General features: G+C 31.8%; 11 protein-coding genes and 1 tRNA gene. 3 read left to right on the top strand and 9 right to left on the bottom strand.

Going from position 1 to position 16,089, the window contains the following annotated elements; all coding sequences use genetic code 11:
* Window position 1: 1 nt before the first annotated feature.
* The 3 genes from N4A42_RS08640 to N4A42_RS08650 all read right to left on the bottom strand — a co-directional run bounded on the left by N4A42_RS08640 (window position 2) and on the right by N4A42_RS08650 (window position 5,484).
* Window positions 2-1,669, bottom strand: a complete 1,668-nt coding sequence (locus tag N4A42_RS08640) for an MFS transporter (RefSeq protein ID WP_294072856.1) — start codon at window positions 1,667-1,669, stop codon at window positions 2-4.
* 107 nt (window positions 1,670-1,776) lie between these two features.
* Window positions 1,777-3,267 carry a peptide MFS transporter gene (locus N4A42_RS08645; RefSeq protein ID WP_294072859.1) on the bottom strand — a complete coding sequence of 497 codons (1,491 nt, stop codon included), beginning with the start codon at window positions 3,265-3,267 and terminating at the stop codon, window positions 1,777-1,779.
* Between the two features lie 27 nt (window positions 3,268-3,294).
* Window positions 3,295-5,484 (bottom strand): S9 family peptidase, encoded by a 2,190-nt coding sequence (locus tag N4A42_RS08650; protein WP_294072862.1) that lies wholly within the window; start codon window positions 5,482-5,484, stop codon window positions 3,295-3,297.
* 150 nt (window positions 5,485-5,634) lie between these two features.
* Here N4A42_RS08650 and N4A42_RS08655 point away from each other — a divergent pair, with 150 nt between their 5' ends.
* Together N4A42_RS08655 and N4A42_RS08660 are read left to right on the top strand one after the other, a co-directional pair.
* Window positions 5,635-6,942, top strand: a complete 1,308-nt coding sequence (locus N4A42_RS08655; RefSeq protein ID WP_294072865.1) for a hydroxymethylglutaryl-CoA reductase, degradative — start codon at window positions 5,635-5,637, stop codon at window positions 6,940-6,942.
* Window positions 6,943-7,001: 59 nt separating this feature from the next.
* Window positions 7,002-7,931 (top strand): GYDIA family GHMP kinase, encoded by a 930-nt coding sequence (locus tag N4A42_RS08660; RefSeq protein WP_294072868.1) that lies wholly within the window; start codon window positions 7,002-7,004, stop codon window positions 7,929-7,931.
* Window positions 7,932-8,049: 118 nt separating this feature from the next.
* Here the strand turns inward: N4A42_RS08660 and N4A42_RS08665 are convergent, their stop codons facing one another.
* From N4A42_RS08665 to N4A42_RS08690, 6 genes are all read right to left on the bottom strand, one after another.
* A complete protein-coding gene (locus N4A42_RS08665) occupies window positions 8,050-10,206 on the bottom strand; it encodes a SurA N-terminal domain-containing protein (protein WP_294072871.1) in 2,157 nt (718 codons plus the stop codon).
* Window positions 10,207-10,391: 185 nt separating this feature from the next.
* Window positions 10,392-11,681, bottom strand: a complete 1,290-nt coding sequence (locus N4A42_RS08670) for a hemolysin family protein (RefSeq protein WP_294072874.1) — start codon at window positions 11,679-11,681, stop codon at window positions 10,392-10,394.
* A 233-nt stretch (window positions 11,682-11,914) separates the two neighbouring features.
* Complete coding sequence (gene lptC, locus N4A42_RS08675; protein WP_294072878.1) at window positions 11,915-12,481, bottom strand: LPS export ABC transporter periplasmic protein LptC; 567 nt, start codon at window positions 12,479-12,481, stop codon at window positions 11,915-11,917.
* Window positions 12,481-13,845 (bottom strand): hypothetical protein, encoded by a 1,365-nt coding sequence (locus N4A42_RS08680; protein WP_294072881.1) that lies wholly within the window; start codon window positions 13,843-13,845, stop codon window positions 12,481-12,483. Before N4A42_RS08680 ends, lptC begins: the two co-directional genes overlap by 1 nt.
* Before the next feature lie 17 nt (window positions 13,846-13,862).
* The gene (locus tag N4A42_RS08685) at window positions 13,863-15,182 is read right to left on the bottom strand and encodes a hypothetical protein (protein WP_294072884.1); all 1,320 of its coding nucleotides are present in this window, start codon (window positions 15,180-15,182) and stop codon (window positions 13,863-13,865) included.
* Window positions 15,182-15,910, bottom strand: a complete 729-nt coding sequence (locus N4A42_RS08690) for a type III pantothenate kinase (protein WP_294072886.1) — start codon at window positions 15,908-15,910, stop codon at window positions 15,182-15,184. The genes N4A42_RS08685 and N4A42_RS08690 overlap by 1 nt, the downstream gene beginning before the upstream one ends.
* Before the next feature lie 103 nt (window positions 15,911-16,013).
* Between N4A42_RS08690 and N4A42_RS08695 the strand changes: the two genes are divergently transcribed.
* Window positions 16,014-16,089, top strand: a tRNA-Phe gene (locus tag N4A42_RS08695).

A 16,089-nucleotide genomic window follows, 5' to 3' on the forward strand; every position in this document is an offset into this window, starting at 1 on the left:
ATTATTCCGTTTCAGTTGCTGCGCCATTTTTTTCTCTCGGCTTTACAACAAGGTTGTCATAAACTATAAGTGCTGAAACTGTAACAACACCTATTCCTGAAATTACCCACCATATTTTATTTGGCGAATAATTGTCCCAAATAACACTTGTCATTTCCCATTTAGACATATCTAAACTTTCGGCAGCAGCTAAAATATAATCGTTCTTAGAAAACTCAGCGCTTAAAGCACCATAATCCTCTATCCCATTTTCTTCGGCATATTCTTTAAGCTCTTTAATTCCTAGGGACCAGTCTTTATTTGCAAAAACATCATTAGATAATAACATCCTTACCTTTTCTACTGAAATAGAAAACGCATTAGCAGATTTTTCTAAAAATTGATTTTCAGTATATCTTGTTCCTACTTCAGTTAATGCTATATCTTTTGTTCCTAAATAATTTTTAACTAACGTTAGTTTATCTGACCAAGCTTGATACAAATTACCAGATACAAATGTGGTTAACAAATTACCCACAAAAATTGGAACAAAATATGTACCTTGATACAATGCCTCTTTACCTTTAGGAGATATTATTGCAATGAATGATGAAAATGTAGGATTTGTAGTCATTTCACCAATAGCAAAAATCACTACACCTAATATTGTAAAAGTTACATCTTTGAAATAGAAAGTTAAAGAAATACCAATAATAGCTATTATAAACCCTCTTATCATTGCAGTAACATGACGCATTTTTATTACAAAAGAAGACACAAGGATTTGTAATAAGATTATCATACCAGCATCTATATTAGTAAACCATTCTGGCTTGATTTGTCCATCGGACGAAATATAATTTCCTATTGCAGGAGAAAAATCTGTTATTGCTTTACTAACGGAACTTGTATCTACCCAATCTTCAATAAATGTAGGCAATGTGTAAAATAATTGATTAAACATTGTCCAGAAACCAATCATAATTAAAAGCAACACTGAAAGCTTAGTATCTTTTAAAGCTTCAACAATATTGTTTAATGACTCTTTTATAGTTTCTAATACTCCTTTGTTTGATTTTACTCTTTCTTGCTCTTTGTAGAAAATAAGGACAATAATCAAATTAATTCCTATTACTATAGCAGCCTGAATGAATACTAATCCCCAACCTTTTTCTCTTAATCCAGAAGAAAAAGCAGGACCTATAAATCCACCTATATTCACCATCATATAGAATATACCAAATCCTAATGTAGAGTTCTTCTTAGTTGTAGATTTTGTTACAATAGCTGAAGCAACTGGCTTAAACATTGCTGCACCAACAGCAACCCATAAAAATATTAAAAAGACAGCCGTGTAAGAGGTTACTTCTCCCATGAAATAATACCCTGTCATCAGCATTATATAAGAAATTACTAAAGACAGTTTATAGCCTATTTTATCTGATATAATGCCTGTAAACAAAGGAAGTAAATAAAGAATTGCTGTAACAATTCCCATTATTTGTCCTTTCTCTGTATGCGTAAATCCTAAACCACCATCATCGGTTGAACCCGTAAGATATAAAGCTAAAACAGCAAATAAACCATACCAAGCCCAACGCTCAAAGAGTTCCATTATACTGGCAACCCAAAACATTGGATCAAAAGATTTAATTAAAGATAGTGTTGATTCGTTTTTTCCTGTACTCATAAAATTATTAGTTAGAATAAAAAAAGCCCAAGCAATAACTTACTTGAGCTTTTTATAATATGTATTTATTGTTTTATCATAAAGTTGAAATGAAATGTGAATATCTATTATTCAACTCCATGCATTAGTTTCTTAAGTGGTTTGCTAAATATTATAATTAAAACAGCAATACCTATTAACACAAATCCTATTGTAGAAAACACGGTTGTATATTTTTCTAATCCTTGGGCTGCATTTAATGCTTCACCACTATCACCATGACCTCCTGTTAATGTAGCAATCTTACCACCAACATAATTTGCAATTGCAAAACTTAAGAACCATGCTCCCATTGCTGTTCCTGCAATATTCTTAGGAGATAATTTTGTTACCATTGACAGTCCAATAGGAGATAAGAACAACTCTCCTGTTGTATGTAATAAGTATAACACTACTAAAGTTAATAATGGCACTTGGTAAGCTTCGTTCACAAACTGTAAACCAATATTTGTAACTAAGAAACCTAATGCTAATTGTAAAATACCAAAAGCAAATTTTAATGGAATACTTGGGTTTTTTCCTTTCTTAGCTAATTTCACCCACATTACTGAGAAAATAGAACCAAATACTATAATAAAGAAAGGATTAAAGAACTGTGTCATTGAAGCTGGCATTTCCCAACCAAAAATACTTCTATCAACGTTTCTGTCTGCAAATAAGGTTAACGAAGTTCCTGCTTGTTCAAAACATGCCCAAAATGCAATATTAATAACCATAAAGATTAACAATGCTATCATTCTGTCTTTCCACATTTTTACTTTTTCAGTAGTATCTGCATCTATTCCTGCTTTTACTAATACAAACGAAATAAATATGAATAAACCTATAAGAATATAATCCATAAATCCATTGTTCTGGATTAAGAAGTAACACACAGGAATTAACACTAATGATAAAATTGAAACCATATGTGCTTTGTTTAATGGTCCAGCAACTTTTTGTTTTCCTTCTTCTGTAAATCCTAAACCTTCAGCAGCAGCGTAGTTATCTCTACCAAAGTAGAAAATGAATAAACCTAATAACATACCAATACCTGCTAATCCAAATCCGTATTTAAAACCATAAGTTTCACCAACATAAGCAATAACTGTTGTTGCTAACAAGGCTCCAATATTAATTCCTATATAAAAAATTGTAAATCCTGAATCTCGTCTTGGATCTCCATCTTCGTATAATTTACCAACAATTGTAGAAATATTAGCTTTAAAATACCCATTACCCACAATTAAAGCTCCCATTCCTATTAATAGAAAATGCTCAGAACCTCCAAGAATTAAAAATTCACCAATTGCCATTAAAACAGCTCCAAGTAACACTGCGTTTCTGTAACCAAGATACTTGTCTGCCATTTTACCTCCCAAAATTGGCGCAGCATATACCAACCCTGTATATGCTCCATAAATTAAGGCAGCGTCTGCATCACCTTTCATTAACGATTTTACTAAATATAGTGTTAGAAGAACACGCATTCCGTAATAACAAACTCTTTCCCACATTTCTGAGAAGAATAAGGTCATCAACCCTCTTGGGTGTCCTTGCTTAACTTGATTGTTTTCCATAGTATATATAAAAGTTAGTTAGTATTATTAATTTATTTTATCGCCTAAATTAACATCGATAAATTTAGTCATTTTCTTGTATAAATGTAATCTGGTATTGCCACCATAAATGCCATGATTTTTATCTGGATAAATCATCCATTCAAATTGCTTATTTGCTTGCACTAAAGCTTCAACCATACGCATGGTATTTTGCAAATGCACATTATCATCTCCAGATCCATGAATTAATAAGAAATCTCCTTTTAATTTATCAACATGATTTATTGGTGAATTTTCATCATAACCACTAGGATTCTCATTTGGTGTTGTCATATAACGCTCAGTATAAATGGAATCATAAAATCTCCAACTCGTTACTGGCGCAACTGCAATAGCCATTTTAAAAACATCATTACCTTTAAATAGTGCATTGCTACTCATAAAGCCTCCATAACTCCATCCCCAAATTCCTATTCGAGATTCATCTATATATGGCAAAGCTCCTAGTTTTTTGGCGGCAGCGATTTGATCTTCAACTTCATATTTACCTAATTCATTCTGTGTTACTTTTTTAAAGTTAGCACCTTTAAATCCTGTTCCTCTACCATCAATACAAACTACTACATAGCCTTTTTGCGCTAACATTTGATACCAATAATCATTTGCACCATTCCAACGATTTGCAACTTGTTGTGAACCTGGCCCAGAATATTGATACATAAATAAAGGATATGCTTTATTTTCATCAAAATTAGCAGGTTTAATCATCCACATGTTTAAATCGTTACCATTGACATTTATGGTACTGAATTCTTTTTTAGATGTTTTATAACCTTCAACTTTCTCAGCAAGCTTATTGTTGTTTTTAATTCCTTTTACAAGTTTCCCTGTTTTAGAACTGTGTAAGGTATATTTTGGTGGTGTTGTTGCGCTAGAATGTGTATTTATAAAATAGGTGAAATCTGCACTAAACGCTGCACTATTGGTTCCATCTATTTTAGTTAAACGTTTTTTAGTCTTTCCGTTTAACTTAATGGAATATACATCTCTATTTATAGAACCATTTTCTACAGATTGGTAATAAATTGTATTCTCTTTTTGATTAAATCCGTAATAATCGGTCACTTCCCAATTTCCATTAGTAACCTGATTGATTAACTTCCCTTCTTCCGAATAATGATAGATATGGTTATAACCATCTTTCTCGCTCGTCCAAATAAAACTACTGTCTTTTAGAAAGGTTAAATTGAAAGTAACATCAACATAGGCTTTGTCCTTTTCTTCTAGAACCAAATCATAATTCATGGTATTAGTATCAATAAACCATAAATCTAGTTCGTTCTGATGGCGATTCATATATTGTGCACTCAGTACGTTATCCTTATTTGTCCATTTAATTCTCGGAATATAAAAATCGTTGTAAGCTTTACTTGGTTTCACTTCTTTGTTAGTACTGGTATTTAAGTCATAAACATGAAGTGATATTTTAGAATTAGCTTCACCTGCTTTAGGATATTTAAACACGTGTTGTGTTTGGTACAAATCAGAACCAAAAACATCCATTGAAAATTCTGGCACTTCAGATTCATCAAAACGGATAAAAGCAATTTTATCACTTGCTTTGTTCCAATCAAAAGCTCTTACAAAACTAAATTCTTCTTCATAAACCCAATCTGTAATTCCGTTGATGATTTTATTCTTTTCACCATCAAAAGTAAGCTGCTGTATTTCACCAGAATTTAAATCTTTCACATAAAGATTATTCTCAAAACCGTAAGCAATTTTAGTACCATCTGGAGAAAGTGTTGGCTCTTGAACCCAATCTTCAGAAACTTTAGTAAGTTTTTTATCTTTTATATCATAAACATAATACTCACCAAGTCTAGAACGTCTATAGACTGGCATTTCCTTAGTGGTTAATATTACTTTAGATTCGTCATTACTAAACTTGTAATCAAAAAAACCTTGAATTTCTGCAATATCAGCAGAAGTCACCAAGGTTTTTACTTTTTCTAAAGTTTTATAATCGTAAATATCTATTGTAGACGCATTAGTTTGTCTATTGAAATTTAAAACAGAATACTGTTTACCGTTTTTCATAGAGTGAAGCGCTTGCATACCTTCTGTTCTAAAGGCACCACTCCAAATCTCTTCGAGTGTAATTTGTTTGTTTTGACAATAAATGGACGAAGTAATTAAAAATCCTATTATCGCAACAAAGGGTCTTAATTTCATATATTTTTAATTTCAATAAAGCAATGCCAAGTTTACTAAAAATTATGCAGAAAACAGCGATTATTAACAGTAAATCGGCAATAATAAAAGATTAAGCACCCATTTTATCCGTTTCCTAAGTATCTTTGCTTTTTAAAAAATGATTAATCTATGCCAAACACTATTTCTGGCTTTTCTAAACTTTCAAAATCTGAAAAAATCGAATGGCTTTTAGATACTTATTTTAAAGATAAGGCATCCGCAAGAACTTTAGTGAAACAGTATTGGAATACTGATAAAAAACTTCAGAAATTACACGATGAGTTTATAGAAAACACAGTAACCAACTTTTATTTACCTCTAGGTGTGGCTCCTAATTTCTATGTAAATCAAAAGCTATACACCATTCCTATGGCTATAGAAGAAAGTTCTGTAGTAGCTGCTGCAAGTAAAGCAGCAAAGTTTTGGCTAGACAGAGGAGGCTTTAAAGCAGAAGTGATTGCTACTGAAAAAATTGGTCAAGTTCATTTTACTTACAGTGGAGACTCAAAGACACTACAATCGTTTTTTAAAACCATTAAATCAAAGTTAATTTCTGAAACTAAAGACATTACCAAAAACATGGAGCGTCGTGGTGGTGGAATTTTAGATATTGAACTCAGAGACATTAGTAGCGAATTAGATAATTACTATCAATTACACGCTACGTTTGAAACATTAGATGCCATGGGTGCTAATTTTATTAACTCTTGTCTTGAGCAATTTGCTAAAACCTTTAAAAACGAAGCTAAGAACCATCTTAAGGGTGAAGTAGATATTGTTATGAGCATTCTTTCTAACTATGTTCCAAATTGCTTAGTTAGAGCAGAAGTGTCTTGCCCTATTGATGATTTAAAAAGCAAAGACATTTCTAACCCACAACTTTTTGCTACAAAATTTAAACAAGCCATTAATATTGCTGAAATAGAACCATACAGAGCCGTTACCCACAATAAGGGTATTATGAATGGTATTGATGCGGTTGTATTGGCTACAGGTAACGATTTTAGAGCCGTTGAAGCTGGCATACATGCTTATGCATCAAGACATGGAAAGTATTCTAGTTTAACACATTGCACCATTGAAGATGATATTTTTAAATTTTGGATTGAAATTCCTTTGGCTTTAGGTACTGTAGGTGGCTTAACCACATTACACCCTTTAGTTAAATTTTCTTTGGAAATGCTCGAAAAACCTTCAGCAAAAGATTTAATGCAAATTGTTGCTGTTGCAGGATTGGCTCAAAATTTTGCTGCTGTAAAATCATTGACTACAACAGGAATTCAAGAAGGACATATGAAAATGCATTTGATGAATATCTTAAATCAGTTTGAAGCTACCACTGAAGAAAAAAAGAAATTAACAGAACATTTTAAAACCAACACAGTAACACACAGTGCTGTGGTTGAAGCTATTAAAAATTTACGATTAACAGATTAACGATTTCATCCCAAAAATTAAACTCCAAAACTCCTTAGACAAAATCTAGATTATACATTTTGAATTTTAAATCTAAAACATACAGAAGCAACGGTAAACTTTTATTATCTGGTGAATATGTGGTATTAGATGGTGCAAAAGCTTTGGCTATACCTACTAAATATGGACAAAGCTTAACTGTTGAAGAAAATGACACTTATTCCATTATCTGGAGAAGCTATGATGATAAAGGCGAACTTTGGTTTAAGGACGAGTTTACTTTAGAAGAGATTGCCACATCTCAAAATATTGAAATTCGCAATGATATTAGCAATAGACTTATTCAAATTATTAAGGCTGCACAAGATTTAAATCCTGAGTTCTTAAATTCTAACCAAGGTTATAATATTGCAACGCATTTAGATTTTAACCGAAAATGGGGTTTAGGAACTTCATCAACTCTAATAAACAATGTAGCTAATTGGGCAAAAATCAATGCTTATCAACTTTTAAACAAAACCTTTGGTGGCAGTGGTTATGATATTGCTTGCGCAGAGCATAATACTCCTATAACTTATCAATTAAAACAACCTGAAAGCCCTTTAATAGAACCTATTACGTTTAACCCTGTATTTAAAAACCAACTGTATTTTGTTTATCTTAATCAGAAACAAAATAGCAGAGACGGTATTAAAGCTTATAAAGCATTAAATAAAGTAAGCCATGCTACTATAGAAAGCATAAATGGCATTACAGACGCTATGATAAATTGCTCTTCTCTAGATTCATTTGAACGCTTAATAACAACACACGAAAGCATTATAGCTGATTTAATTAATCAGCCCACCATTACATCTAAACTATTTAATGATTATCATTTAGGTGAGATTAAAAGCCTTGGTGCTTGGGGAGGCGATTTTGTTTTAGCAACTTCTAAAACAGATCCTTCAGGTTATTTTAAAAGTAAAGGTCTTGATGTCGTTATTCCATATACTGAAATGGTTTTGTAAAAATATAGAATTAAAGTTTATAAACTTCAACAAGCTCAGTCTAACAAAATATTTCACACAAACTAAAAGGCTTTGCATTTCTGCAAAGCCTTTATAACTTTTAAAGCTCATTTACTAATTAGTAAACCGTTTTAGCCCTGTTATCTTCTATATCTGTTGCTTTTTCTAGTGCTTGATATACTTTTCCTTGCACTGAGTTTCTAAGTGTTGTATTTAATCTATTCATAATAGATGTGTAGTTATCTAACTTTGTAGCGTCAGTAACTTTAGTCACTTCTATAACATAAACACCTTTCTCACCATCTATAAGTTTTGATGTCTTACCTTGCTCTAATCCAAAAGCAGCACCAATAACCTTAGGCTCTACTCCTGCACCAGAAAGTGTTGTGTTCTTTAAAGTTAAAGCAGCAGCTGTTCTAGGGCTTTGCCCTTGATTCTTTGCTATTTCATCAACAGTAGTTGCTGTTATTTTTTCGCGAATCATTTTCGCTTTCTTTTCTTTTCTAATTTCAGGTAATGCAGTAATAGAAGCATCTTCTACACTCATCAATCCTTTTTCGTTCTTTTCTACCAACTTAGCAACGATAAATCCAAATCCTGAAATTGGGAAGTTTTTATAATCACCTATTGCTGTTCCTTCTTCAAAAGCCCAACGTACCACTTGTCTCTGACTTCCTAAACCAGGCATGTTTTCATCTAATTCTTTAAACGTAATTGGCTTTACTGCTAACTCACGCTCTTCTGCTAATTTGTTAAAATCACCATCTTTAGCAGCAATTTCAAACTTAGACATGCTGTTGAAAACACCATCTAATGTTTCTTGAGATGGTTCAATTTTTCTTGCTATTGTTCCTACTTTATACGTGTTATTAAAACTCGTTTGCTCTAAAATTTCAATAACGTGGTATCCGAATGAAGTACCTACTACATCAACATCACCTTTTTTATTATCAAAAGAAAAAGCTTTAAACTCTGGTGCCATGCCTGCATTGTAAGCAAACTCAATCTCACCATCTTTTTCATTACTCACTTTATCAGATGATAACTCTAACAAGTCCATAAACTTAGTACCACTTTTAATTTTTGCTAAAATACTATCTGCTGTTTGCTTAGCTTCTTCTGGTGTTTTTGTTACAGAAGCGTCTGCTCTTTGTCCACCTGCAAAAGGAATTAAAATGTGTCTAACTTTTACAGAATCTGCCTTTTCTTCAACAGCAATCATTTTAGAAAGCTTAAAGTATTCTCCATCTTTATAAGGCCCATAATATTCACCAACTTCTAATTTTGCTAAACTATCTTTAGCAACAGCTGGTAATTGTGCTGTTCTTAAAAAAGTATCGTTGTATTTTATATCAGAATTAGAGTTGATAAATTCTGCAACATCTTTTACTGTATCGAAACCAGGAATAGTATCTGTATTCTTACTACTCTCATTATATTCAGCTCTATCACTCTTCAATTTTAACAAATCAGCTTTAATAGCATCCTCGTCTGCTTTAGAAGCTTCTTCTTTAAATTCTACATAAACTACTTCTCTATTAGCTTCTGCTTCAAACTTTTCTTTGTGCGCTTGCATGTAAGCCTTAATATCTGACTTTGACACTTCTACCAAACTATCTGTAATTGTAGTATATGGCACTTGCACATAACGTATATCTACATTTTTAGCATCTGCTAAATAGTCATCCTCTGCTTCAGAAATTGTAGTACTAACACCAGCTTTAATCATATTATAATATGTTTGCTGAAGTGCATTAGAAGCAATAGATTGCTCATTATTTGTCCAAATATCATAATTGATATTAAAAGATTGCCCAGCCGAAGTCAACGGAGCAGAATCTGGACTAATATCCTTAAGGTTGCTTATAAATGCATTAAGACGATTTACATCAAAGTTTCCGTTTTCATCTTGAAACTCTGGATAAGACTGAAAACTATTTTTAAGCAATTCTCGCATTTCATCTTTTTCTACAGACAATCCTAGTGCTTCATATTCATTATCCATAATAATTTTACGAAGTTCTTGATTGTAAATTGCATTCATAGCTTGTGTAGAAGTTATTCTACCACCTGCTCTATCTTGATAGTTTTTTACTTTTTGCTGAAAATCATTTCTATCAATATCTACTCCATTTACCGTTGCCACAACTCCTTGCGAATCTGAAAAAGCATTTGGATTATCAATAACACCTTGAATTACAAAAGCAAATAACGCTAATGCTATTACTAATATTAAGATGAGTGAACGCTGTCTAATTTTATTTAAAATTGCCATAGTTTATAATTATCTATTTAAATTTTTAACACTATTACTGAGTAATCTACAACTAATAATAGACTAGATTAACCATTACATGTTAAACACCCTTTATGGGCTTTAGTGTAAATAAGTGTGCGAAAATAGTATTTTCTAATAAATTATAAAAGGAGATACCTAGTTTTTGTCTGCTATTGAAGTTATTAATCTACTTCAAGTATTCTTAACCTCACAATATCTATTTTTGTTAAGGATACTTCTTCTATAGTAAATTTAAAATTCTCTATCTGAACAGCTTCATTTTCTTCTGGAATACCTTCGGTTTCATTAACTATTAATCCACCTAAGGTTTCATAAGTTTCACTTTCTGGAAGATTTAATTTGTAGGTTTCGTTGATATAGTCTACTTCTAATCTTGCTGACAACCTATAAGTGTTCTCGTCTATTTGCTCTTCAGTGAGGTCTAATGTATCGTGCTCATCTTCAATTTCACCAAACAACTCTTCTACAATATCTTCTACAGACATTATACCCGAAGTACCACCATATTCATCAATTACAACAGCCAAACTTTGGCGTTTTTTTGTTAAAATATTAAGCACATCTTTAATAAGAATGGTCTCTGGCACAAAACTTACAGGTATTACAATAGACTTAATATTTTTTGGTTTTTTAAAAAGCTCAAAGGCATGCACATAACCCAAAATATCATCGATATTGTTTTTATATACAATGATTTTTGTGTGTCCTGTTTCAATAAAAAGCTGACTTAAATTTCCTATTGATTCTGAAATATCAACCGCTGTAATTTCTGTACGAGGTACCATAACCTCTCTAGCCTTTACATCGGAGAATTCGAGCGCATTTTGAAAAATTTGAATTTCACTATCTACTTCTTCATGGTCTTCAACCGATTCCATTTGTTCGCTTATATAATTACCAAGCTCTACCTTGGTCATTGCTAAAACAGCATCCTCTCCTTTAGCTTTAAATACGTTTTTTAAGATGGTATCAGATATCCAAAGCACAAAATCAGAAATCCAACTAAAAATCACATAAAACATATAAGTTGGTAGCGCTAAAACTTTCATTAAAGTGTTGGCATAGATTTGAAAAAACACTTTTGGAAGAAACTCTGCTGTAATTAAAATAACAAAAGTAGAAATTGCGGTTTGCGTTAATAATTGCAAATCTTGAAATAAATACGTTAATATCGTATTCTCTATAGGCAACATAGACTGAAACCACTTAACCAAAACATCGCCCATTTTAAGCCCATAAATTACTAGTGCTATATTGTTTCCAATTAGCATTGTTGCAATGTATTTTGAAGGCTTAGCTGTTAATTTTCTTAATATTCGTCCTAAGAAGTCTTCTTGTTTTTTTTCTAAGGCTATATGTATCTTATTAGAAGACACATAGGCTATTTCCATCCCAGAAAAAAATGCTGAAAGAATAAGTGTTGTAACTATAAGGACAATATCAACAGTCATGGACTATTATTTATTTCTGTCCTGAAACTTATTGGAAAAGCGTTTTCTAAAAAAGAACATGAATATAGCAAGAGCAACAAAAAACAACGACATATACGATCTATTGCGATCTATAGACCAATTATTAATTGCATCCCAAAGAAAGAGCAATGCAAAGATGATATAAGCGTATTGAAATAATTTTAGAATCTGCATTAGTTAGTTAATCTTGAATTATTGAATTACAAAGATAGTTAATTATTGAGTTCAAAATCACCACCATATTCTAACATCTGAAATTTCTTAAAATCTTTATCTGAATCAAAACCAAGACCACGAGACACGCCTTCAACTCTATTGAATACCCAAGGCTCGTTGGTAAACACCCATTCTAACTTTTCATTGTAGAACAATTGTTCAGTGACGAGTTTTTCGTTCTGGTGAGTTGTAATTGTTACATCTCCTCTTAAATCTATAATATTGGTTTCTGTATAAAAAATAGCATAGCGCGATGTTATAGTGGTCATTTTACCTTCCTTATCATACACTTTTAAAAGAATACCATTAGGAAACTCTGAAAAAGCAAAACCTCTATTAGAATAATCTAGCATTTTAGAACTTATAAGGTTTGCTTTTAAACGAACAGTATCCTCAATAAATTCCGTATACTTTAAATCGATATTTTCTGCTTCTCCTATGGGTTGGTTTTGAAGTATACCAACTTTTTGAACATCACTAAAGTCATTTTCACATGAAAAAAACAAAGTCACAACTAATGTTGTGACTAAGCTTTTTATGATATGTAAATATTTGTTTTGCATTAAATACTTGGTACTGTTACAGTACGTCCTATCCAACATCCAATCTTAATTGATTGACCTGCATTACCTTCAGTAAAGATATCTGATTTAGATGGCGCACTTGCTCTGTAACTTGCTGCAGATTTAGTTGCTGCAGATTTTAAACGACCATCTACTCTTCCTGCTTTCTCTGCAGTACTAGCAGCTAACCAAAATACAGCTCTTTTATTAAAGTTAGAATCACCACAGTTATTAGCACTCTTAGCATACATTGCAGCTATTGCTAAATAAGGTGAACCATCTGAAGGATTTAACTTCATAGATTCTGTATAGTATTGTCTTGCTCTACTATAACTTCCTTTAGATTTTAAATCTTGCGCTAACTTCTTATATAACTTCGCCTTTTTTAATGGATCTGATTCTAAAGAAATTGTCTGGTCAAAATACTGCTTTTCTCCTGTCAGTAAGTATAGATAGAATGCTGTATCTGCACTTGGCTCAATACTGTTTTTTTGCTGAACTAATTTTAAAAATAATGGATCTTCTTTACACCCTTTGGCATACATACGATTCATAGCTCTTTGCAACCAAACTCCATCATTCTTATTTTCTTCATAATTCTTTTGGTATAAAGGAATCAGTACGTCGCAATTTGCTCTATCACCTAACTTCTTATCCATACTGCTTAAAATCTGGTTTTCAAAAGCATCAATGTTAGACTCGTAACTAGACTTGTACTTTGCTTCTTTTTTAGACAAAACCTGTCCAGCTTCTTCCTTAGCTGCATACTTATTAAGCTTAGTTGTATAACCAGCTATTAAGCTTTGGATTAACTCATTAACATCATCATATTTATTAAACATGTCTTGAGCTGGTTTCTTTCCAGCATCAAACAAATCTACTGCTAAAGAGAAATAAGTATAAAGCCCTTTTGCACTGGTAAAGTTTTTAGGATCTTTTTTATAGGCTTCATCAAACATATTAAACAATTGCTCTTTAGATTTACCTAACTCTTTCTTATACTTATAAGCTAAGTTAGCTTTGTCTACTATAATTTCACCTTCATCATATTTAGATGCAAAATTCGTTCTACTTTGATCGTACAGTAACATTAAATCATTAATATGTGCTATTTGATCTGCTCCTGTAGAATTCTTTATTTTATGCTTCAATATTTTTTCACCGTGAACATATATTGCTCTATTAAACTTTGGGCATTTGTTTCGTACAATATTCCAAGGTCCATAAGCATCATCGTACTTTTTTGTTTTCACATAACTATCAAAAATTGATAAGTTATTCATGCACTCTTCATCTTGCTGTGCAAAACCACTGCTGACACTCACAAAAAGAGCTGCTAGTAGTATTGTAATTTTCGTCTTCATCTTGTTAATTATTATTGTTAGTTGTACTTCTTTTGTCTAAACCATCTAGAGTTTAAAGATAAACTTACATTAAAGTTTATAAAATTCTCTTGGATTAAGTTATTATTAGTTGTACCTCTTTTTCCTATTTCAAAGCCAAAATTAGCATTAGAAAATAACGTTCGGTTTCCAACTGGTAATCCTAGACCAAAAGATATGCCAAACTCTTTAATCGATTCATTTTTCACAACTAAACCTGTATTAGCATAGTTAAAACCTGCTCTATAAACTACACGTTTAAAATATCCAGAAAATGCATCAAAGTCTGGAATATAAAAACCTCCTACTGATATTTGAGAAGCATTCTCAAAGGTAGAAACATCATTACTATAAAACGGATTAGAAAAATCACTTGTATTTTGAAACGTATATTCTGCTCCTACAAACCAAGATTTTGGTTTACCTAAGCCTGCACCAAATGATAGTCTTGAAGGTAAAGTTAATTTAGTTTCTCTTAGATTTTGAGCATCTAAATCAACTTCAGAAGTATTTAATGTTGCTTCTATATCTGTTTGTGTATTAATTACAATTGTTGAGAAAGTTCTTGCATTATCTGAAGTTAATTTACTTTCTGGCGCATAAGTAGCCGTAGCAGAAAGCTCTAGTTTATCAGAAATTCTTGTTTTGTACGCTAAACCAAAATTTAAATTTAAACCACTTAAATCTGACCTACTATTTTCTCTAGTTTGATATTGCACTAAATTACCATCTGGTGTATATGCAAATTCAATTGCAGTATTTTGAACATTTCCAAAATTATAATTAACATCTACACCAGCATTTAATTTTTTAGAAATCTGATAACCAAACCCAGCAAAAACCCTATTAACACCACCCTCTCCTCTAAAACGATTTACAATATCCCCATCGTTATCGATATTGTCTAGCTTATATCCAACCGATGTATATGGCAATAAACCAAAACCAAAACCAAACTTACCAATAGGTACAGACAAAGCTATATAATCAAACGAAGAGCTGTTAGCATTATCCTCACCAGATTCACCTTTTAGAGTAACTCTAGAAGCTGTACCAGCTACTGCAAATTTTACCGGTCTACTTTCACCATCAAAAGGGTAAGCATCAATATTTTTACCAACATAAGATGCTGGGTTTCTGAGGTTAATATGAATACTATCTAAGTACACACCTATTCCACCCATACTTCGGTTTTCTACAGTCCCTTTAAATTTAAGACTACCTATTCCATAAAATGAGTAAGGTGATGCTGTACCTTGCTGAGCAAAAACACTAGAACTTAGAATTGTAATACAAATTACAATGAGTCGTTTTATCATTATTTTGAATTAAAATCTAGAATAAAATTCAAACCCTCTAATAAGAAATTTGAATTCGCAAATATGCTATTTTTTAATTGGTTTGACAAAAAATTGGCATCTCCTCCTGTTAAAATAACTGTTAAATCTTGATGTTTTTCTCTATATTGATCTATAACACCATCTATTTCTTTAACAACACCCATTACAACACCAGAATGCATAGACGATTCTGTAGAGTCTCCAATAATTGTTTTTGGTTGGCATTTCTCTAATAACGGAAGGTTTGCTGTTAAATTATGAAGTGTATGATATCTTAATCTAATACCTGGCGAAATTGCACCACCTAGATACTCATTTTTATTAGTTACAAAATCATATGTAATACAAGTCCCAGCATCTATTATTAGTACATTATTATTTGGAAACTGACTTATTGAAGCACTCACCAAAGCAATACGATCTACACCTAAAGTTTGTGGTGTTTTATAAAGGTTTTTAAATGGTTGTTTCGTTTTATGATTAAGCTCTAAAGTCTTTAAATCTTTATCAATGACTCTTATTTGATCTTTAGACAAACTTCCAACAGAAGAAATCATGGCTTTTTTAAGTTTAGGAAACTCTTTTTTAAGCATTTTATATTGCTTTTTAAGCTCTGAAAGCTCAAAACTTACTTTATAAACTAGTTCTTCATCATTAAAAACGGCAAATTTCACAAAGGTATTCCCAACATCAACTATAAGATTCATAGGCTTTTTCAGTATATGCAAATTTATAAAATCAAATTTTACAATTTTATTTTTGGTAATACTAAAAATGAATTTATATTTGCATCCGCTTAATTAAGCAACTGGTGCCTTAGCTCAGTTGGTAGAGCAAAGGACTGAAAATCCTTGTGTCCCTGGTTCGATTCCTGGAGGCACCACCA

The organism is Winogradskyella sp., from assembly GCF_025210595.1.
Taxonomy (GTDB): Bacteria; Bacteroidota; Bacteroidia; order Flavobacteriales; family Flavobacteriaceae; genus Winogradskyella.